The organism is Terriglobales bacterium (genome assembly GCA_035624455.1).
In the GTDB taxonomy this organism is placed as follows: Bacteria; Acidobacteriota; Terriglobia; order Terriglobales; family Acidobacteriaceae; genus DASPRM01.
The window spans coordinates 18,093-39,314 of sequence record DASPRM010000133.1 but is presented as its reverse complement, the minus strand read 5'-3'; the positions used below and the strand labels follow the sequence as shown (position 1 = coordinate 39,314).

18 protein-coding genes are annotated in these 21,222 nt (G+C 58.7%); 11 read left to right on the top strand and 7 right to left on the bottom strand.

Features of this window, described 5'->3' with window-relative positions:
• Positions 1-730 (top strand): hypothetical protein (locus VEG30_15055; protein ID HXZ81245.1); only part of this gene is annotated, 730 nt, incomplete at its 5' end.
• A gap of 856 nt (positions 731-1,586) precedes the next feature.
• Here VEG30_15055 and VEG30_15050 read toward each other — a convergent pair.
• Positions 1,587-1,793, bottom strand: coding sequence for a hypothetical protein (locus tag VEG30_15050; protein ID HXZ81244.1), 207 nt, complete (start codon positions 1,791-1,793; stop codon positions 1,587-1,589).
• Positions 1,794-1,953: 160 nt separating this feature from the next.
• Positions 1,954-2,322, bottom strand: coding sequence for a hypothetical protein (locus VEG30_15045; protein HXZ81243.1), 369 nt, complete (start codon positions 2,320-2,322; stop codon positions 1,954-1,956).
• A gap of 779 nt (positions 2,323-3,101) precedes the next feature.
• Here VEG30_15045 and VEG30_15040 point away from each other — a divergent pair.
• From VEG30_15040 to VEG30_15025, 4 genes are all read left to right on the top strand, one after another.
• Positions 3,102-4,058 carry a M23 family metallopeptidase gene (locus tag VEG30_15040; protein ID HXZ81242.1) on the top strand — a complete coding sequence of 319 codons (957 nt, stop codon included), beginning with the start codon at positions 3,102-3,104 and terminating at the stop codon, positions 4,056-4,058.
• A 280-nt stretch (positions 4,059-4,338) separates the two neighbouring features.
• Positions 4,339-4,713, top strand: a complete 375-nt coding sequence (locus VEG30_15035; GenBank protein ID HXZ81241.1) for a LysM peptidoglycan-binding domain-containing protein — start codon at positions 4,339-4,341, stop codon at positions 4,711-4,713.
• 283 nt (positions 4,714-4,996) lie between these two features.
• Positions 4,997-7,138, top strand: coding sequence for a glycogen debranching protein GlgX (gene glgX, locus VEG30_15030; protein HXZ81240.1), 2,142 nt, complete (start codon positions 4,997-4,999; stop codon positions 7,136-7,138).
• Between the two features lie 165 nt (positions 7,139-7,303).
• Positions 7,304-8,428 (top strand): DUF2891 domain-containing protein, encoded by a 1,125-nt coding sequence (locus tag VEG30_15025; protein HXZ81239.1) that lies wholly within the window; start codon positions 7,304-7,306, stop codon positions 8,426-8,428.
• A gap of 78 nt (positions 8,429-8,506) precedes the next feature.
• On the opposite strand, the gene VEG30_15020 is transcribed toward VEG30_15025, so the two are convergent.
• The 4 genes from VEG30_15020 to VEG30_15005 all read right to left on the bottom strand — a co-directional run bounded on the left by VEG30_15020 (position 8,507) and on the right by VEG30_15005 (position 12,155).
• On the bottom strand, positions 8,507-8,707 hold the full coding sequence (locus tag VEG30_15020) for a dodecin family protein (protein HXZ81238.1): 201 nt from the start codon (positions 8,705-8,707) through the stop codon (positions 8,507-8,509).
• Positions 8,708-8,822: 115 nt separating this feature from the next.
• Positions 8,823-9,680, bottom strand: coding sequence for a universal stress protein (locus VEG30_15015; GenBank protein ID HXZ81237.1), 858 nt, complete (start codon positions 9,678-9,680; stop codon positions 8,823-8,825).
• Between the two features lie 9 nt (positions 9,681-9,689).
• The gene (locus VEG30_15010; GenBank protein ID HXZ81236.1) at positions 9,690-11,042 is read right to left on the bottom strand and encodes an FAD-dependent oxidoreductase; all 1,353 of its coding nucleotides are present in this window, start codon (positions 11,040-11,042) and stop codon (positions 9,690-9,692) included.
• Between the two features lie 300 nt (positions 11,043-11,342).
• On the bottom strand, positions 11,343-12,155 hold the full coding sequence (locus VEG30_15005; protein ID HXZ81235.1) for a ribonucleotide-diphosphate reductase subunit beta: 813 nt from the start codon (positions 12,153-12,155) through the stop codon (positions 11,343-11,345).
• Between the two features lie 259 nt (positions 12,156-12,414).
• On the opposite strand from VEG30_15005, the gene VEG30_15000 reads away from it, so the two are divergent.
• Together VEG30_15000 and guaA are read left to right on the top strand one after the other, a co-directional pair.
• Complete coding sequence (locus VEG30_15000; protein HXZ81234.1) at positions 12,415-13,401, top strand: hypothetical protein; 987 nt, start codon at positions 12,415-12,417, stop codon at positions 13,399-13,401.
• 32 nt (positions 13,402-13,433) lie between these two features.
• On the top strand, positions 13,434-14,984 hold the full coding sequence (guaA, locus tag VEG30_14995; protein ID HXZ81233.1) for a glutamine-hydrolyzing GMP synthase: 1,551 nt from the start codon (positions 13,434-13,436) through the stop codon (positions 14,982-14,984).
• 394 nt (positions 14,985-15,378) lie between these two features.
• Here the strand turns inward: guaA and VEG30_14990 are convergent, their stop codons facing one another.
• Complete coding sequence (locus VEG30_14990; GenBank protein ID HXZ81232.1) at positions 15,379-16,152, bottom strand: alpha/beta hydrolase; 774 nt, start codon at positions 16,150-16,152, stop codon at positions 15,379-15,381.
• A gap of 542 nt (positions 16,153-16,694) precedes the next feature.
• Here VEG30_14990 and VEG30_14985 point away from each other — a divergent pair.
• The 4 genes from VEG30_14985 to VEG30_14970 all read left to right on the top strand — a co-directional run bounded on the left by VEG30_14985 (position 16,695) and on the right by VEG30_14970 (position 21,185).
• Positions 16,695-17,150 (top strand): WG repeat-containing protein, encoded by a 456-nt coding sequence (locus tag VEG30_14985; GenBank protein HXZ81231.1) that lies wholly within the window; start codon positions 16,695-16,697, stop codon positions 17,148-17,150.
• 427 nt (positions 17,151-17,577) lie between these two features.
• The gene (locus VEG30_14980; GenBank protein HXZ81230.1) at positions 17,578-17,895 is read left to right on the top strand and encodes a rhodanese-like domain-containing protein; all 318 of its coding nucleotides are present in this window, start codon (positions 17,578-17,580) and stop codon (positions 17,893-17,895) included.
• A gap of 169 nt (positions 17,896-18,064) precedes the next feature.
• The gene (locus VEG30_14975) at positions 18,065-18,985 is read left to right on the top strand and encodes a family 2A encapsulin nanocompartment shell protein (GenBank protein HXZ81229.1); all 921 of its coding nucleotides are present in this window, start codon (positions 18,065-18,067) and stop codon (positions 18,983-18,985) included.
• Positions 18,972-21,185 carry a family 2A encapsulin nanocompartment cargo protein cysteine desulfurase gene (locus VEG30_14970; protein HXZ81228.1) on the top strand — a complete coding sequence of 738 codons (2,214 nt, stop codon included), beginning with the start codon at positions 18,972-18,974 and terminating at the stop codon, positions 21,183-21,185. The genes VEG30_14975 and VEG30_14970 overlap by 14 nt, the downstream gene beginning before the upstream one ends.
• The last annotated feature ends 37 nt before the right edge of the window (positions 21,186-21,222 follow it).

Genomic DNA, 21,222 nt, shown 5'->3' with positions numbered 1-21,222 from the left:
CAGCTCGATTGATCCCTTGGGATTAACAGGCTGTGATCCCTGCCCGCCTGGACGCGGAATTGACGATTGGGACAGCGGGGGCGGAGGCGGAGGCGCGTGGTGGAACCTTACCTTCAGCGCGGCCAACTCCAGCATCAATCTCAACGCCTACAGCGATTATCTCGACCAGGTCGCCTTTGGTGCTAACTACTACAATCGGCCGGGATATGCCAACCCTCAAGCGGAGGCTGAGTCCAACTATCTCGCGAGTGTGCAAACCGCGTTTGTAACCGAAAAGGCGCGACATGCTGCAGATACGACATTCGGAATTCTCGACGCAGATAGCAATTGTTCTTCATTCTTCAATGACAAGGCAATAGTGTTTTCAGAAGGTTCCCAGACTTCTGGAGCCGACATATTTGGCGGAGTGGATATCCGCCTTGGTGTGGCGGAAGAGCCGACCATCGGTGCCCGAACGCAACAAGGCATGGGTGCCCAAGGGGCTATTTTTCTGAATCCTGTGGGTCCATTCTTCAGAGCGTTCGGTACCACTGGGAGCCGAATATTTCCGCTGTCGGTGGGCCCCTATACAGGCAGTACGATACGAGCTCAGGTCACAATTCTCCTACATGAATTTGGGCATCTGATCAACGCTATTCCCAGGGACGCAGGTAGCCCCGAGCAGTCCGTTCTGAATACGCGGTCAATCCTCAAGCAATGCGGATCCGCAATTGAGGGAGTCAAGAAATAAAACTGATTCAAAGGAAGTGAAAGGATGACAATAAAAATGCTGGGGCTTCTTATTCTTCTGGTCCTCGGATCTCCTGGAAAAGAGACTGCCATTCTGAAGGGTAAGGTCACGGACGTTGCAGAAGGTGCAGCCATCCCCAAAGCTTACATAATTGTGCATAAGTCAGGGGACGTTAGCGGTGACATCAGGCCATCGGTCCAACCTGACGGTAGCTATTATGTGAATCTGAGCGATGGCCCCTACGACGTGTTCGTAACAAGCGTTGGCTTTGCACCAGTTTGCACGAAGGTCGTCCTTAAGACTGGCCAAGTGAACATCTATAACCCGCGCCTCCGGGTCAGCAAAACGGAATCTGCAGAAACCAACTCTCAGTCACCTTAGGCGTGTGGCCGGGTGCCCCGGGTTTCGCGCTCTTCGAGACCTGGGTGTTCCACTTTCATTCCCGCCCCGTAATCGCTCCCACTCACCCTCCTTTTCCCTTTCCCGCTCCCGCTCCCTCCCGCGCGCCAGCGTCGCCCCGACCCCCGCGCGAAGCGCTCGCTTCCGTTCCCGCCACAAGCGCGCGTGCGCGCGATACGCTGCCGATTTCGTAATCGCATCCGTCGCACGCGGTCGTGCATTTTCAGACTAGGTTGTGGTGTCCCGCGACCGAACCACAAGATGTGGGGAGGGGGGTCGGTTTTGAAATGCACTATCTCCTATCCCCCCATGCGTTTGACTGCCCTCGCAACTGGTCCCTAAACTGGTCCGCCTGACCGAAGATCGGCCTGGCGGTGCGGAGATGATTGCCGCCCACCCTTCGCTGCGCTCAGGATAGGGCACCCACCGTCCCGCCTTGTCCCATTGAGGCCTTGCGCTATGAATAAGCCGGCCTTCCCCGATGCCATATCGCGACGGAGGCGATAGCCGCGCCAAGGAGAATCGGCGGTCCGTGCAGGTCGCGCGCGATGGTAAGGACGATGGCTCCGATCAGCACAAAGGCAGCGCCGAAAATTGCCGGCTTTCTCCTGTTCACCAGCAACAGCCAGGCAGCCAGAGCGCCAAGCAATCCTGCGCCCGCCACCGATGCGCCGGCTCCGGCAGGTTGCCATGCATATCCTGCAATCTCACCCACTACACCGGAGGCAAAATAGATAAGCAGCGCGAGACTTGGGGCACATGGCTTGAGTGGGCCACCCGACCCTGGAAAACACTATGTTCAATGTGTGGTTGTGCCGGTGAGATTATCCCTTCGAGGTACGGAATTCCGCGACCAGCTCTCCAATCAGCGCTTCCTCATCGAGCGTCGGGCTTATCGGCCGCGTAGCCATCGCGGCGATGACCTCGTCCGTGATCTCGATTCCTTTATCTGCGAGGGCAATCAGCAATGCACCGCGAATACTAAACGCACGACCTCGGTTCGAGTCTTCTGCTGAGCCGCCGACAGCTATACCTGGAGACGCGGGCTTGTCTGGGTTCTCTAACCTGTCTCGGTGCTTGGCCTCGAACCATCGCCAGAAGAGTTGTAGCTTCTCGACCGGCACCGGGCTCCAGTCTCCCGGCAAACTTCCAAACTCCGGTTCTTCCGGCGGTACTTGATACGGTTCGTCCATGTGCGTCTCCCAAGAAGACGAGCCTGTCTTTCGTAGCACAGGCCGGTGTCCCAAGAAAAGAATCGGGCTTAGAGAGGTCTCTGCCCTATCGTCCCTGCGGTAGTGCACTTGCCAGGAACCGTAGACGTTTGAAATATGCCGTCATCGAAGAACTCTGCCCAAGGATTGGTCGTGCTTGGTCTACAGTCACGATTGTCCCAGTTCTGCGATGGGTACTTCCAGCAGGTGTACCTAATCATCCAACCTATGTTGAGCGGCGGTGCACTACCGCAGACCGCAGTTGGATTCTCCGTCGGAATGCACGAACAAAGGCGTGATGAGACGCCACCACTGATGATGAGCGAGGGCATCAGGAGTTCGCTCCAGCAAAGGAAGCAGCCGGGGGTCCGCGAACTGGAGAGCGGTGAGAACGCCGGTGATCGCAAGGACAGCGAGAGTCGCAACTGGAGGCTTGTTCATTAATCCGCGGAAAGGAGATGAGGAATCAGTTGCGAAGTCACAATAGCCGGTGAGCCAAGGGGGCCAAAAGCATAGATGCTTCGCCCGCGATACGGGCTCAGCATGAGCCGTCGAGGGAACGACAAGTTCCCAGTGATCAGCCCTAGTGTCGCCGGGTATGCCAGGGATTGTTCGGTAGCGAAGAGTTCTTCTAGGATAAGGGCATCTGGCATCCGCTCAACCCTATCGTGTCACGGAATCCGCAACTGATTGCCGAATTGACCAAAGTGCCCAGGCCAGCGAAAATCACGGGCCCTTGCTCAGGAAGATGGACCTCTGCTGTGCTGAATCTGGTGGTCTTGCTGGTCCTGATCGGAAGTGCTGCGAGCGGCCTGGCCCAAGTATCCCAGGTTAGCGCCCGACGGCAGGGAGCGAACTCGGGGCACGCACCGGCAGCGGCATCGTCCCAGATTTTTCCAGCGCCCATTCCTGGACAGGTTACGTGGGCGCCCGCTCCTCTGGTAAATGGCTCTCCCTGCCTCTTCGTTTTCCGCACTCAAACCGAGCTCGCATCTCTACGCGGCAAGTGGCTCGGTCACGATGTTTATTTCTCTCGCCCGGCGAGTGGCGATGCCTGGTATGGGATTGCGGGGGTGGATCAGAACATTCCCCCGGGCGCTTACGAATTGCAACTGGAGGCTGTGAAAAGCGACGGCGCCCCCGGCCAGTTCACTCAGCTGGTAGAGGTGAGCGCAATCATCTACAGAAGCGAAGTGCTGCGCGTGCCGGAACGGTTCGTGAAGCCGACGCCAGAGATGCAGAAGCGCATCGAAGAAGACCGTCAGCTGAAGCAGCGAGTCTTCAGCCAGATTACGCAGGCTGCGGAATGGTCGGGAAGCTTTATTGCTCCGGTGGACACGCAAGTCTCAGAGGGATTCGGAACGCGGCGCGTATTCAACGGTGAGGTCAAGAGCGTGCATCAGGGAATGGATTTCCACGCCCGCCCGGGCACGCCGGTATTGGCGGCAAACTCCGGACAAGTGGTGCTGGCCAGCAATCTGTTCTACGAAGGCAATTGCGTAGTGATCGATCACGGCCAGGGGCTGTTCACCTTGTACATGCATCTGTCGGAGATCCAGACGGAGGTGGGTCAGCAGATCAAGCGCGGGCAGGTGATCGGCCTGAGCGGAGCCACCGGCCGCGCCACCGGACCTCATCTGCATATGGCGGTACGGTGGGAGGGAGTGTATCTGGATCCAGCGCGGCTGCTGGCGATCAGTATGCCGGAACTGCGGTAGGGCTGGAGTTGGACACCCCGCTTGAAACTCACGGTGTTTTCCCGGCAAGAAAAAAGCTGGCTTGCGATTTAGCGAGGTTCAAACAAACTTCAGCCCGACACCATCTCGCCCAGCCTTGAATCTAGAATTGTCGGGAGGAATTTTAAGAACAGTGCAGAGGATACATAGACTCTCGCTCGCTACGCGTCGCGCAGAGTTACCATCAGATCCTCCGGCCGCGGTGTGGCCTCAGGATGACCCCTCAACAGCCGAATAAATAACCAGTTCTCAAGGAGGACTTATGGCCGATTTGAACGCCCTGAGAAGCAAATACAACCCAGTCATCGAGGCAATCACGAGATTCGGCGGCAGCGTACAGGCGACCGACCTGCACGGCGACAAGCTTTACCTGAAAGCCACAGTTCCGTCGGAGCTTGCCAAGAACCGCGTTTGGGACGCGATCAAGCAGGTTGACCCCACGTATGGCGATCTGGAGCATGACATCGCCAGCACAGGTGGGCAGCAGACTTACACGATCCAGGCAGGCGACAATCTCTCCAAGATCAGCAAAATGTTTTACGGAAACGCCAACCAGTACATGAAAATTGCTCAAGCCAACAATATTGCCGATCCCAACGTAATTCGCGCCGGGGCCACCCTGGTGATTCCGCAGTAAATCCGTCCGGCTCGCTTCCCTTCCCGCCTTCATTTCGCATGGTTGAGATGAGGGCGGGAAGGCGCCTTCTCGCCCTGCAAAAGCCGCGCACCGAAGTGCAGATAGCGTTTGCAGGGGTCTAAGTCCTGACTCAAAAATGCCTAAATCCTTCGGCCGCCGCAGCGCGCCTCAGGATGATTCCTCAATCAACTCACCTGGTGCCTAGACACACCTGACTTTTTTGCGCACCCTGTACAATAAGCCGCCGAGACTGGGCCTTCAATAAACCAAGCAAAGGCACATAATGTTCGAGATCAGGCGGGGCAGGCCCTATCCGCTGGGCGCCACTTGGGATGGAGAGGGCGTGAATTTTGCGCTCTTTTCGCAGAATGCCGAGGGGGTGACGTTGTGCCTGTTCGACGGCGCGGACACCGGCACGCCCTCGCAGACCATCGAAGTGAAGAACCGGACTCGCTTCATCTGGCATGTGTACTGCAAGGGATGCATGCCGGGGCAAATCTATGGCTACCGCGTCGCCGGTCCATACGATCCGGTGAAGGGCCAGCGTTTCAACGCTGCCAAGCTTCTGGTGGATCCCTACGCGCACGCCATCTCGGGAACGATGGATTGGTCGCGCGGTTCAGCGTATGCGTACAAGCGCGGTGACCCGCGCGCTGACCTGGTGATCGACACTTCCGATGACACCGCAGCCGCGCCCAAGTGCATCGTCGTGGATGGCGGGTTTGACTGGGAGGGAGATGCACCGCCGCGAATTCCGCTCGATAAGACCATCCTCTACGAGCTGCACGTGAAGGGATTCACGGCCCGCTTGCGCAATCTGGATCCAGCTCTACGTGGAAGCTATGCAGGGCTGGGTTCGCCGACTGCGATCGAATATCTGCAATACCTGGGAGTAACCACCCTGGAGCTGCTTCCCATTCACGCCTGCCAGCCGGAAAAGTTTCTGCTCGATAAAGGACTGACCAACTACTGGGGTTACAACACGCTGGGATTTTCTGCCCCCGATGCCCGCTACAGCGCCAGCGGCAATCTCGGCCAACAGGTGACTGAATTCAAGCAGATGGTGAAACAGCTTCACCGCGCTGGATTCGAGGTGATCCTGGACGTGGTGTACAACCACACCTGCGAAAGCAATCATCTTGGACCCACGCTTTCCTGGCGTGGAATCGACAACCTCAATTATTACTGGCTGGAAACTGACACGCCGTGCTTGTATCACGACTACACGGGATGCGGAAACTCACCGCAGATGTCGAATCCAGTGGTCCTGCGCATGATTGCCGACAGCCTGCGCTACTGGGTGAACGTGATGCATGTCGATGGCTTCCGCTTTGATCTGGCGACGGTATTGGGCCGGGAAAAGGATGGGCCGACGCGGATGGCGTCTTTCTTCGACATCGTGCAACAAGATCCGGTGCTGAGCCAGGTCAAGTTGATCGCGGAGCCGTGGGACGTGGGCCTGGGCGGCTACCAGGTGGGCAACTTCCCTATCGACTGGGCGGAATGGAATGGACGCTACCGCGACACGGTGCGCCGCTTCTGGAAAGGAGATGCGGGAATGGTTTCCGACATGGCGTACCGGCTCACCGGTTCCAGCGATCTCTATTCCCACGACGGCCGCAGTCCGGGAGCGAGCATCAATTTCGTGACCTGCCATGATGGATTCACGCTGCATGACCTGGTGAGCTACAACTTCAAGCACAACCGGGCGAATCTGCAAAATAACCAGGATGGCACCGATCAGAACGACAGTTGGAATTGCGGTGTGGAGGGGGATACCACCGATCCCGCGATCGGCAAGCTGCGTACCCGCCAGCGGCGAAATTACATGGCGACGCTGCTGCTCTCGCAGGGTACCCCGATGCTCTGCGCGGGCGACGAGTTCGCGCGCACGCAACAGGGAAACAACAATGCTTATTGCCAGGACAACACCATCAGTTGGGTGGAGTGGAGCCGGGCCCATCAGTTTGCCGAATTGCTGGAGTTTACCCGGCAGCTGATCGCCTTCCGCAAGGCGCATCCTGTGTTCCGGCAGACCGATTTCTTCCACGGAAGAGACATCTCGAGGAACCAGATCAAAGATGTCACCTGGCTGCGGACCGACGGACAGGAAATGGGCGAACTGGATTGGCAGACCGATTTCATCCGCGCCGTCGGCATGATGCTGGATGGATCTGATATCCAGGAGCAGGACGAAGTCGGCAAAACGATCCAGGATGGTGTGTTCCTGCTGCTGCTTAACGCCGCGTCCATCACGGTTAATTTTCAGATGCCCAGCATGCCCAGCATCGGCCTGTGGCACGCACGGATGGACACTTCTTCAGGCTGGATCGCGGCCTCTGGTCCAAGCGGGACGACTCGCGCTCCGGGCGCTGAATATTCGGTGGAGGACCATAGCCTGGTTCTGCTGGAATGGATGGAATAGGGTCCCAGGTTAGCGCGGCGCGTAGCTGGGGCATTTCGCGGACGCAGGTCATAAATGCATAGGTCCTAGGGCCGCCCGTGGCATGGATTCCTCGCTGGCTACGCGTCGCTCAGAATGCCCCCTCAGGAAGCACAGTTACTTTGTCGACCTGATAAATTGGCCGCGATGAGAATGGTAATCCTGCTGCTGGTTGCCGGGTGGTTTCCGTGCCTGCTTGCAGCTTCCTCCGGGGATCAGAGTTCCGGTGGGTCGAGCAAGCAGTCGCTCTTCGATGCCAGGGCAGCCGAACGCTTCGCGAATCTCGCGCTGGCTTGCGTGAATAAGGAATATCCCAACAAAATCTCTCACACCTTGAATAGCGATGCCGACGTTCTTCCGCCGCGCAAGCTGACGCCGGCCTTCTATGGCTGCTACGACTGGCATTCCTCGGTTCACGGGCACTGGCTGCTGGTGCGGCTGGCGCGGACATATCCCGAGGCGGCGTTCACTCCGAAGGCGCGGGAGGCGCTGAAGCGCAGCCTGACAGCAGAAAACATCGCGCAGGAAGTTGTGTATCTGAAGGCTGCCGGCAGAGCGAGCTTCGAGCGTCCGTATGGCTTGGCGTGGCTGCTGCAACTGGGACAGGAATTGCGGGAGTGGAACGATCCGCTGGGGCACGAACTCTCGGCCAATCTGCAGCCACTGGAGATTGCAGCGGGCGACCGGCTGAAAACATGGTTGCCCAAGCTCTCCTATCCGATCCGCTCCGGCGAACACAGCCAAACAGCATTCGCGCTGGGACTGATGATCGACTATGCGCGCGCCACGCAGCAGCACGATTTTCTGCAGCTTCTAAGCGAGAAGGCCAGGCAGTTCTATGTGCGGGATCACACTTGCCCGATGGCATACGAACCTTCCGGAGAAGATTTTCTCTCTCCTTGCCTGGCGGAAGCCGATGTCATGCGGCGCGTCCTGCCTTCGTCGGAATACGCCGGCTGGCTGCGATCGTTTCTGGCGCAGATTCCGGCGGACGGCAGCTCGGATTGGCTCAAGCCGGAAGTGGTTACCGATCCCAGCGATCCCCGGCTGGCGCACCTCGATGGCCTGAATCTCAGCCGCGCGTGGATGCTGGAGGGAATTGCCTCGGGCTTGCCTGCCTCCGATCCGCGACTAGCGTCCCTGCAGGCGACTGCGGCGGCGCACCGGAATTCGGGATTGGCGTCGGTGACCGGCGAACATTACGAGGGTGGACACTGGCTGGGCAGCTTCGCCGTGTATCTGGTCACGCGGCGGGGGATCGGAGAGCCGTAGCGACATTGGAGCCCCGAGGCAGCGTCCTTTACGGAAAAAGCAGGCCCGGCAGAAGTAAGCGAACGCCAGCCGCGAGCCTCAGTGTTCGACGTTGAAATAGATGCGAGCAGTAGCGCGGTACTGCAGCACCTTTTTTCCGTCGAGTTCCATTTCAAAGTCGGATACACGCGCCCACTTGATGCCGCGCACGGTTTTCGCCGCTTCGATGACTGCATTTTCAGCGGCTTTGGCGAAGCTGTCCTTGGATACGCCAACTACATCAATCACTTTTTGAGCCATAGCTCTCTCCTGTGATGTCGAGTATTTGAAATGCATAGATTCTTCGCTCGCTTCGCGTCGCTCAGGATGCTCCCTGATCTGGAAATGCTGCCCTTCCCGCGGTGACCAAACTCATTTAAACCTTCTGCGGAACTATGAGCACGGAGCAGGGCGAGAAGCGCATTATTTTCTCGGTGGTCCGGCCAAGCGTGGTGTATTCGAAAAACGGGCGGTGCTCGGCGCCCACTATCACCAGATCGCTGGCTTCGCGGCGCAAAAGCCCGATCAACTGCTCCGCCGGATCACCGCGAAGAATCAGTTCCGAAATGCTGCAGCGTTCGCGGAACGATGCCGGAATCCAATCGTGCAGGCGAGCGCGTCCCAGCTCGCTGGAAACGTGAGCCTCCTCCAATGACAGAACAGCGTCCAGCGATGCTCCGGTGGCTGCCGCGATGGCGCAGGCTGCATCCAGGCACTGCAAGGCGAAATCCCCCAGGTTGGTAGGACAAACGATACGTTGCAACTGCTTTTGCCCGCGCGCCAACTGGTTGCCCTTGGCGATGAGGATGGGACAATTGGCCACCCGCGCGACATTCTCGGCCACCGAGCCCAGCAGCACGTGTGCGGCCCCGTCTTCCCCGTGACTGCCCATCACGATCAGATCGGGGACATGTGCGCTCAAATACTGCAGCACAACCTGCACGGGATGGCCGGCCTCCACCAGGACACGATAGGGCACGCCGGAGCCGAAGACGGAATCCGCGATTCGCTCCAGTTCGCCCGAGACTTCGGTCTTACGCATCTGCAACTGTGCCCAGCTGGCCTCTTCTTCTGCCTTGGACAGCTTGATCTCGCCGGGCCAATCCGCGTGAACGATCTCGAGATCGGGATGGAAATGATTCGCCACCAGCCGAGCCCAGCTCAGAACCACGGGGGAGGCGGAGCTCAAATCAATCAGGCAGAGAAGATGTTGTGGCGCGAAAGTGGCTTTCATCAGCAGGTCTCAGCCGGTTACGACGGATCCGGCTTTGCGCCTTTCTTCTTCGATAGCGGCGAGCATGGAATCATTGCCAGAATACTTGAAATACTGCAAGCCTCTGGAAGTGGCTTCTCGCTCCTCGGCGAGCGAAAGATAATGCAGATCCTCCTTGCTGACTGCGGGAATTCCCCTGCGGGTGAGGTAACGGTAAATTTCCTCCGGAGTGGCGGCAGCAGTCTCGCTGATTGCCTCCAGATATTGCAAGACGGTGGCAGCGCCCACTTCACCGTCGTGGCGCGCGATACCGACCAGGCCCTCGCTGGCCTTGCGCGCCCATCCCACCGCAAAGGTGCCGGCCACGACGCTCTGCGACTGCGGATCGAAGATCTCATAGCGGGGATGCCCGGGGTCGGCCGCGCCGGGACGGGTGACATAGCCTTCGGCCCCATAGGGCAGACCAACGTTGGGATCGGCGGAGTCGCCGATGGCGAAGATCATGGTGTCGACGTCGAGATCGGCTGTCCGGTCCGTGCCCTTCGCGGAAAGGCTGCCGTCGCGCTCGACCAGGATGTTCTCGCGGACGGTCAGGCGATCAATGCAGCCCGAGGCGCCGGCATGAATGGAAACGGGCGAGTACAAGAAGCGAAACTTCAGACGCGGCCGCACCGGCTCGTACGGCTTGGCCAGGATGGGAAAAGTTTTGCCCGCAACGTTGGCGATGTCCTGGCCGACGGCGGCCAGGCAGGGCTGGATGCGCTCGAGTTCCTGCTGGAAGTCCTGGCGGTCGAGGTGCTGCTCGATGTGCACGAATTCGCGCTCGTCGAACTTGGCTTCGAAGGGACCACGCCGGGCGACGACGATCAACTCCTCGGTTAGCCGATCGGGATCGTCCTGCAAAACCCAGCGCGCGATGTCCACCATAACGTTGCCCATGCCCACGATGGCAATGCGCTTTCCGGTAGAGAAATCCTGAGAGGCAAAAGGTGGCAACTGATTGTAGTGGTAGACGAAATCCTTCGCGGAGTAAACGCGGCGGCAGTCTTCGCCGGGAAGGTTGAGGTCCTTGGTGCCCTGCGCGCCGACGGCGAACACCATGGCGGCAGGCTGGAAATCGCGAAGGTCTTCGATTGTGATCGAGTATCCGTTGCCAACCCGGACATGGCCAAAGTAGTGAACGTTGGGCAGCGAGAGTACCTTGGCAAACTGCTTGCGCAAGCCCACTTTCATCTTGTCTTTGACAGGATAGATTCCGTACTCGGCCAGGCCGCCGGGCTTGATATCGCGATTGAAGATCACCACCTGGTGACCTGCCGCAGCTATCTTCTGAGCGGCAAACAGGCCTGCTGGACCAGCGCCAACCACGTAAACAGTCTTCAAAACCAGTCCTCCCAGGTCTGAACCGAACTGCTCACGCGAAGGGACGTCATCATGGGCCTGTGCTTATTAGGATGCGTCAAGATTGTAACCAGAGCGGCAGGGGAAAGGGAAAGGGTTGAAGGGGAGGGGGCAATGTTTCAGCTGGCAGGGCCGAAACGGAACAGGTGGTGGGGCAGAAAGCGCCCTTCGGCCGCCGGGGCTTGGGATGACCATCAGCAGCGAAGAAATACATAGATTCGCCGCTTGCCTGGCGTCGCTCAGAATGACCCGGCGAATATTTCGGCCCGCCCGGGAATACTTCTAGGCCACGCCGCATTCGTGCTGGCGCTGTTTGATGTGGCTGTAAGCCAAGGTCATCATCTTGATGCGGCTGAGGCCGAAATCATTGGGCCGAAATACGACTTCGGTTCGCGCGGGGATTTTCAGGGTCTCACTCCAGAAGAGATGGCGCACGAGGGCGGCCAGGTCCGGTTTCCGGGCGATTTTCTGGCGCAGATAATCCATGCCGTGCGCGAGGTGGCGGCCTTCGTCGGCGCGGATCAATTGGATGCCTTGCAGCAGGCGGGGAAAAATCCCGCGCGAGCCCAACATTTCTTCGAAGTACTGATAGCCGGTGACGGCGAGTCCGCCTTCCACAATGCCCATGTAGTGGGTGAAGCCGATGACCATAGCCTTGTCCAGTTCCTCTTCCGAGCCCGACAATAGAGCGCGGCCAATGGCCTCGCCACGCGCTTTCAACTCGTCCAGCAATACCCCACGATACTCAGGTACCAAGTAGGCCGCGGTGTTCACCTCTCCAAAGACATCACGAAAATAAAGGTGAAAGAATTCGGCGTGCTTGACCTCCTCGAACATCTGGGTGGTGAGAAAAACGCGGCGATCGGCATCCTGCATGCCGGCGATGAACCAAGCCAGGGTGTCCGACACGCTCACCTCGCCCTCGTAGAACAACGCACAGACCTTAAGCAGTTGTTCTTTCTGACCCGGCGTGAGCCGCTCCCAGTGCGGGCGGTCTTCAGCGATAGGAATCTGCTCCGGATCCCACATGCCGTGACGCTTGGCGATCTGGTAGAGCTGACGCGGTGATTTGGGAGAGGTAGCAGCGGCGGACATGCTGGTCTTTGGCCTCCCGGCTGGCTAAATGTACGCTGAACCTGGGATTCCGCCAACTGGCGGTACGGCTTTGTGCTCCTGTATGCGGAGACTGTGACTGGCGGCGCTCGCGATGGCTTTCGTTAGCCTCGGGAATACCTCAGCGGCAAAAGCCGGACCTATCTTACGCAAGTACGGCTCGGTTAAAACCGAGCCCCTTCACGACTTCCCGCGAAGAAGCAGCATTTTCCGCTGCCGCTGGTAGACTGCTATCTGCGGAATGGCACACGCCTCTCCACTGCGCTCCAGCTTTCGGGAACTCATCGAATCCCCCAGCCTGGTGCTGGGCGAAATCGCCTGGCGATGGGGATTCGGTCTGGTTGTCTGGGCAGTCATCTTCTACACCGCTCTTACATTTTTGGCGGGAATAAAAATCAGCGATGGGGAGTGGAGGGTGCTGAAGAGTCTTGAACCTTACTCGATGGCGCTGGTTCTGGCTCAGATATTGGCCGATTTGGGGCCTATGCTGGGGCGGTGGATTCCGGCTGTCATTCCCGTGCTGATGGTTCTTTGGGTGGTGTTGGCCAGCATCGGGCGCGCAGCCACGCTGAAAGCCCTGCTCCAGGAAAGCGCTACGAACTGGCTGGGATTGCTGGGGATCAATACGCTTCGCGTCGTAGTGTTGCTGGCTGCCGTTCTTGCTTTTTTCGGCGGGGGAATTCTGATTGGGGCATGGATCCCGCCGTCTCCCGAGAAGCAGTTGCTTCCGACCCTGTTGATTTTTCTGGTGGCGCTGGTGGTGGGATCGATCTGGTCGATGCTGAACTGGTTTCTGTCGCTCGCGCCGATTTTTGCTCTGCGGGATGGACGAGGAGGGTTTGCGTCTTTTCGCGAATCTGTGGAACTGTTCCGCTCGTATCCGGGAAGATACACGACAATCGCAGCCGCGCTGGGGCTGATGCGATCAGTGCTGCTGGGAGCAATTCTGCTGGCCTCGCTGGCGGTGGTGGGGGCGGCAGCGCAGGGGCAATGGCGGGGAGCGCTGACGTTCAGCGTCATCGTGTCGCTGATTTATTTTGCCATGACCGACTTCCTCCACATCTGGCGCATCGCCGCGTACGTGAAGCTGGCGGAAGCGGAGCCGGAAATTGCGCCAGAGCCGGCGGTGTTGCCCTCGGAGCCGCTGCTGCCTCCCGCGCCGCAGTTCGAATCGGATTTCGGGGGTGGGGGCAACATTTCCCCGCCCCCGCTTCCCGAGGGCCAATAGCAGGTCGAGGGCGGCTTCTGATACATTGAAACGTGCAAGCACCACAATCCATTGTTGTCCTCGACTTCGGCTCGCAGTACACGCAACTGATCGCGCGGCGCATCCGCGAGCTGAATGTGTTTTCTGTTGTTCTGCCCTGCACGGCCAGTTTGGAAGAAATCTGCAGCTACGCGCCGGTGGGAATCATCCTGTCGGGCGGGCCGAGTTCGGTTTACGAGGCCGATGCGCCGCCAATGGACGACCGCGTGCTCAAATTCGGCAAGCCCGTGCTCGGCGTCTGCTATGGGTTTCAGCTCATGACGCACAAGCTGGGCGGCAAGGTCAGTCCCGCGGCCAAGCGCGAATATGGGCATGCCGAAGTGAAGGTCGTGGAGGGCTCCGCGCTGTTCAAAGGTCTGCCATCGGAGTTGCAGGTGTGGATGTCCCACGGTGACGAGGCGCTGGAGTTGCCGCCGGGATTCAAGCAGGTTGCGCGATCGAGCAATGCACTGGCAGCGATGGAAAATGCGGATCGGCGCATGTGGGCGGTGCAGTTTCATCCCGAAGTGCATCACACGCCAGGCGGCCGCGAGATCCTGAAGAACTTCGTGTTTGACATCTGCGGAGCCCTGCCCAACTGGACGCCGGCGCAATTCATTCTGGAGGCGGTGGAGAACATCCGCCAGCAAGTGGGCGAGGGGCGGGCAATTTGCGCGCTGTCGGGCGGCGTGGATTCGGCGGTGGCCGCTACGCTGGTCGATCGCGCGATTGGAGAGCGGCTTACGTGCGTGTTCGTCAACAACGGCGTTCTGCGCAAAAACGAATTCGCCAAGGTGCAGCAGAACCTTCATGACAAGCTGGGCCTGAACCTGCGCGCCGTGGATGCCAGCCAGCGCTTTCTCGACCGGCTCAGGGGCATAACCGATCCCGAAGCCAAGCGCAAAATCATCGGCCGGGAATTTATCCAGGTTTTCGATGACCAAGCGCAGCAGATCGAAAAGGAGCAGGGCCACGTGGAGTGGCTGGTGCAGGGGACGCTGTATCCGGACGTTATCGAATCGCGCTCGGTGCGGGGGCCGTCGCAGACCATCAAGTCACACCATAACGTCGGGGGGCTGCCGGAGAAGATGCAACTCAAGCTCATCGAACCCTTAAAGGATCTCTTTAAGGATGAGGTGCGGCGGATTGGGCGCGACCTGGGCATGCCGGAGGAGATCCTGCAGCGGCAGCCGTTTCCCGGGCCGGGGCTGGCGGTGCGCATCCTGGGCGAAGTCACGCCGGAGCGGATCGCGATTCTGCAGGAGGCGGATGACATCGTGGTCACTGAGATCAAGCGCGCGGGACTGTACTCGCAGATCTGGCAGTCGTTCGCGGTGCTGCTGCCGGTGATGTCGGTGGGGGTGATGGGCGACCTGCGAACTTACGCCTACACCTGCGCCATCCGCGCCGTGCACTCCGAGGACGGTATGACTGCCGACTGGGTGCCCCTGCCGTATGAGGTCTTGAAGATCATTTCCACGCGGCTGGTGAATGAAGTGAAGGGCATCAACCGCGTGGTGTACGACGTGACCTCGAAGCCGCCGGGGACGATTGAGTGGGAGTGATGAATGTCCCAATAAATACAAGAATCCTGGACCAGTGCATGTCTGTTTAGACCGGGTTTCGTTTTAAAAAGTTCCGCGTACTAGCAAAGTTTGCGCCGAACCGTTGGTTGAGTCACCGCACTAGGGTAATGAGAATCGGAAACCGCGCCGCAAACTGTTGCAAAATCGTCATATCACTCACTGACCCGGTTCCCGGCGAACAAACAGCGCAAGCCTGTGCAAACGCCTGTTAGCAACAGTTAGTTCCGATTTGCCCGGTATTTAGGAGTTTCCGCGATCGATTCAGACAAGCCGACTTATCAATATTAATCACTTGAAAGGCCGTGTGTCCCTTTGTGACAAGACAGACCGCTGCGAGGCGGTCTGTCGAGAATGGAAAGGCTCGCAACCTTCACTACGCTGCCTTTTTCTTTTGAACCGCGGTGGCGGCTTTTCGGATCACATCTAACACGAAGTCAGGCTGGGACAACATCGGTACGTGGCTGCTATCGGTCTCGAAGGTTGTTGCTCCCATACGCTTCGCGACGAAACGCTCCAACTCGGGCTGGATAGTACGGTCCTTCGTAGCTACGATGTACCAGCTGGGCTTCGATCTCCAAGCAGTACCTTCCACCTTTTGTTGGAACAAATCTGCTACAGGCGCGCCCTGAGTAGCCCAGATCAGCTTCTGCTCTTCCTCGGAAAGATCACCTGCAAAGGACGGGACGCCATCACTTTTCAGCCAAACCCGCCCGTCTGCAACCTCGATATGGGAAAAAATATCGGTTGCCGGAAACTTCTCTTGCAGACTTTGTGAAGTTTCGTTGGCATCCGGGGCAAACGCCGCGATGTACACAAGCGCTGCAACTCGTGGATCAGCTCCGGCCGCGGTGATGACCGAACCACCGTAGGAATGACCGACCAGGATCGCGGGGCTGCCGACACGCCCCAGAGTTCTCTTCACGCAGTCGACGTCGCCGGCGTGTGAATCAAGCCCGTGCTGAGACGCGATCACTTCAAATCCTTCTTTCTGGAGAGTTGGGATCAGTTTGCTGAAGCATGAGCCGTCGGCCCATAGGCCGTGGCAGAATACGATGCTTGGTTTGGTGCGCGTAGATGTCATTTTCAAAATCTCCTTGTCGTGAAAGTGTCCGAAATGGTGAAGGGAACAGATCACTTGCACGTGCATCCATCACACCTCGTGTGAGAGCACGCTGCATCACCATATAGAAGCGTTGTTTTCTGCCCCGCTCAGGGGAGGGAAAAATACCTCGATAGTGGTAACGGTCTAGCCATCACACTTGGTAGGTAGCGGGCTGGTACGATGTTATTTTTTTGCTCGTCTTCATTTCAGGGTTGGCTAGAAGGCTTTTCTGGCTGCTCCTGCTACAGTTGGCGAAAAATCCCCATTGCACTCATAATCCAGGGCACTTTTGACCGGGTGGCCCATCGTTTCGCCCGCAGTTTGGCGAAGGGTGGGATTCGCGAATGCCTATCTTCCTTCACCCGAGGAGCGATCGCAGCGCATAATAGGCAGCGGCTCATCTCGTGCGTGAATTCCTCATAGCAGTTACCTTGACCGCCGTCCTGTGCTTCTAATCCCCCTGCTCGGGACAAGCAGCGAAGCCTGAGTCAAAGGCTGCCAATACGCAAAGCGCCGAAATCCAGACACCAGAAAGCGATGCTAGCTGCTGGTTCCGAGGGAGTGAGAGCGACTCTCCGAAGTGCGTTTTGCGAGACGGCCAAGGAAAACTGTTCATTGCGCAGGAGTATGTCAGCGAGCTTGAATTCGATTCTCATGGCCTGGCGCAGGTATTCCGTAACGGCGGCGAGCCCCGGCACGGGTGGATGTACGTCGACCGCAAGGGGCGGGTGATCGTACAGGGCGTTCCGATAATCGACAATTGGGCTGATGAGTTCTCTGAGGGACTGGTGCGCACCGTCATCAATGAAAAATACGGATTCGCGGATCGGCAAGGGAGGATTGTGGTTGCGCCCAGGTATGACTGGGCCGCTCCATTCGAAAAGGGCCATGCCGAGGTCTGCATAGGTTGCCGTGAAGTATGCGTAAAGCCAGACAACATGGGGGCGGACTCCGACGGGGATTGCGAACACCACACCGTGACGGGTGGTGAATGGTTCAAAATCAACAAGTTGGGCCGGGTTGTGGCGAGAGTGCGGCGGTGATTGGGACGAACTGAAGTCCGGCGGGTTCAAGTTCCACCCTCCGCCAAAAGAGGGCAGAAGGGTGGGGCACCCCCTTCTTGCTATCAAATGCAGAGATGCTTCACCCGCTGCGCGGGCGCGGCGTGATCCCCAAAGGTTTCGGCAGCACGGCTAGATAGCCCATCTGACTACTTCAACTGACGGTTTGACAGCTTCCCCTAATGGGGATAGATTGCATGGAATTATGAAGCTTTGCTGCCTGAACGCCTGTTGTTGTCGCGCGATGCACATGCGTGCGTCTTCGGCGTCGGCGGCTGGTTCATGAGCTAGATTTCAGAATTTCCAGAGTTCAATCCGCCGCCGGAGATGATCCGAGCGGCGGATTTGTTTTGGGACGAAAGTTGCAGCGCCAGGGCTGCACACACAATCTAAAGAAGAGGCCAACAAAATGGTTCCCGAGATTGAAGCCGAAGAACTCAAGCACCGTCTGGATGCCGGCGAGAAGCTATATCTGCTGGATGTCCGCGACGAGTACGAATACGAGATCTCGAACATCGGCGGTCACCTGATCCCGCTGCCCGAGCTGCCCAAGCGCCTGCATGAACTCGACGCCAGGCGCGAAATTGTAGTGCTCTGCAAGATGGGGCCGCGCGGCGCGAAAGCGGTGCTGATCCTTCGCCAGGCAGGATTTAAGCGAGTCCGCAATCTGAGCGGCGGGATTCATGCCTGGGCTGATCGCGTGGATCGCAAGGTCCGCAAGTATTAAACAGGCGTGGGCTCGGGGGATTTCCACAGGCTATCTGCACAAGACCCGATGCCCTTGCTAATCATCCGTCGAGCTCCCAGCCGGCAGATGAATCATTTCTTGATTCTACTTTCCCACAACCTCCTGTACTACAATCCAGGGCATCCGATTCCTAAAAGGAGACGCTATAGTGCCTGAAACCGCTACTCGCCTATCTTTAGGTGAACAGGCCGCATTTCAACTTGCCAACGTAACCAAAACCCCTCCGCAATATGGAGCCATTACTCCCCGCTGGCTGGTCCGGCTGCTGGACTGGAAACCGCTGGAGGCGGGAATCTTTCGGCTCAACCGCGTAGCCGAAGACAAAGCCGTCGAAGTGACTTGCGGGCATGTTGACGAGTCAGCCCTGGCGACGACTTATGTCGATTATCAGGAAAAGCCGCGCGAGTACACGCTGAGCAGCATCAATGCGGTGCTTAACGTTCACACGCGCATTTCTGATATTTACAACACCCCGTATGACCAGGTCCGCGAGCAACTGCGCCTACTGATCGAGAACGTGAAAGAGAAGCAGGAAAGCGAACTGATCAATAACGCGGACTACGGCTTCCTGAACAACACTCCGGATGCGCAGAAGATTTCGACCCGCAAGGGCGCGCCCACGCCAGATGATCTGGACGAGCTGCTGACGAAAGTGTGGAAAGAGCCATCGTTCTTCCTGGCGCATCCGCGAGCGATCGCAGCGTTTGGACGCGAATGCACGCGCCGTGGCGTGCCTCCGCCGACCGTGACTCTTTTCGGCAATCCATTTCTTACCTGGCGCGGAGTTCCCCTGGTGCCGACTGATAAGTTGAATATCAGGGCCCGGGATGGAAAGACCAAGATCCTGCTGCTGCGCGTAGGCGAGAGAAAGCAAGGAGTGATCGGGCTATTTCAACCCGGATTGCAGGGCGAACAGAGCCCGGGTCTTTCGGTGCGGTTTATGGGAATCAGTCCGAAGTCGATCGCTTCCTACCTGATCTCGCTCTACTGCTCGGCGGCCGTGCTTACGGATGACGCCATTGCGCTGCTCGATAATGTCGAGGTCGGACACTATCATGAATACAAGTAATGGCGACAAGGGAGCGCCCGCCGCAAGTGGAAACGTCAACTGGCCCAGTGAATGGAAACAGGCAGAATCGTTAGCTGGTCTGCCCGATCCGGCTCAGCTGGCGCGTATGGCCAGCGAATTTTTCACGGCCTTGCCGGGTGTGGAGCCGGCCATTCCTTCAGGATCGTGGGGGCAGTGGCTGCCGAGATCACCCTTCAGCACAACGCTTCCGACATACTCACAAAAGCCTGTTTCCGAAGGGCAAATCGGTAGCCCGATTCCAGGCCAAGTTCAGCCCGATGCCCGCTCGTCGAGTTCTGCCGCAGCCGCGGTACCACCGATGCCCGCTCCGGTTCCTCAGTCTGCGGGAGGCGCGGCCCCTCTGGCAGGACCTGCTCCCGACCCCGCGCCTGATCTGGCGAGTGTGCCGGCTTTCGGCTTCTTACAGGATGCGAGACCGTTGTTCGCAGAAGCGCCGGTTGAGAATCAAAGCACGATAGAGACGCCGGCATCAGGGCCGACTTCCCTTCCCGGCGAAGCTGGTTTCGGAGCGGTTCCGTGGTCGCTGGACGACGAAATCCTGAAAGGGCAGCTGGCCGAAATTCCGCAGCCGCCGTCACCTACGATTCCTGGCGCCCTGGGTGCGGTGGACTCATCGGCTTATCCCACGTTTTCTTTCATGGAAGAAGCGCGGCCCCTGTTTTCGAGCCCGCCCTCTATGCCGGGACCGGTTCCGGCGAGCGAGCCTCCGTCGGAGGCTGATGTCGGAGCTTTCGCACAGAAAATAACTCCGCAGGAAATGGATTGGGCCCCTGACCGCTGGGCGCCGCAGGCACCGGGCACGGTGACGCATACGCCAGACCTGCGCGCCCCGGCGACCTACGGTTTTCTCGATCAGCTTCGGCCGCTTGCATCAGTGGACACTGTGCCTGTGCTTGAGCCAATGGCGGCGGAAGCACCGCAAATTCCGGGTGTGAGCCTCTCTTCGCAGTCGTTCGACGCCGCGGCCCTGCGGCGGGATTTTCCGATCCTTGAAGAACGTGTGAACGGGCGGCCGCTGGTGTGGCTGGATAACGCCGCGACCACGCAGAAGCCGCAAAGCGTGATCGAGCGCCTGAATTTTTTCTATCGGCACGAGAATTCCAACGTGCACCGGGCGGCCCACGAGCTGGCCGCGCGCGCTACCGACGCCTATGAGTCGGCCCGCGAAAAGATCCGGCGCTTCCTCAATGCTTCCGCAGTTCGAGAAATCATCTTTGTGCGGGGCACGACCGAAGGGATCAATCTGGTGGCGCAGAGCTGGGGCAGGCGCTACGTCCAGAAGGACGACGAAATTGTGATCACCTGGCTGGAACACCACGCCAACATCGTGCCCTGGCAGATGCTGTGTTCGGAGAAAGGCGCGCGCCTGCGCGTGGCTCCGGTGGATGACAGCGGGCAGGTGATTCTGGAGGAATACGAAAAGCTGCTGGGGCCGAAGACGCGGCTCGTCTCGGTTGCCCAGGTCTCGAACGCCCTGGGGACGATTACGCCGGTCAAGGCGATGATCGACTCCGCGCACCGGCATGGGGCAAAGGTGCTGGTGGATGGCGCGCAGGCGGTTTCGCATATGCCGGTGGACGTGCAGGCGCTGAATTGCGATTTCTACGTTTTGTCAGGTCACAAGATGTTCGCGCCCACCGGGATTGGCGTGGTTTTCGGCAAATCGGAAGTGCTGGACACGACACCGCCGTGGCAAGGCGGGGGCAGCATGATCCAGGATGTGACATTCGAGAAAACGGTTTACCACATGCCTCCGCAGCGATTCGAAGCCGGCACAGGCAGCATTGCGGATGCCGTGGGGCTTGGCGCAGCGGTCGATTATCTCGAACGCGTGGGCATGGCCAACGTGAGCCGGAGCGAACACGAGCTTCTGATCTACGCGACTGACTTGCTCGAACGCATTCCCGGATTGCGAATCATCGGGCGGGCCAAGGAAAAGGCCGGCGTCCTGTCGTTCGTGCTGGATGGCTTCCGCACGGAGGAAGTCGGGGATTTTCTCAATCGCCGGGGCATAGCGGTTCGCGCCGGACATCACTGCGCGCAACCGATTCACCGCCGCTTTGGGCTGGAAAGCACGATTCGCGTTTCTTTTGCCCTCTATAACACCTGCGAGGATGTGGACGCGCTGGTAGCGGCGCTGTGGGATCTGAGACAGGGAAGGAATCCGGGGTTGGTGTGAGGGGTATCGTCCTCGTGCGCAATCACGTGCTACTGCC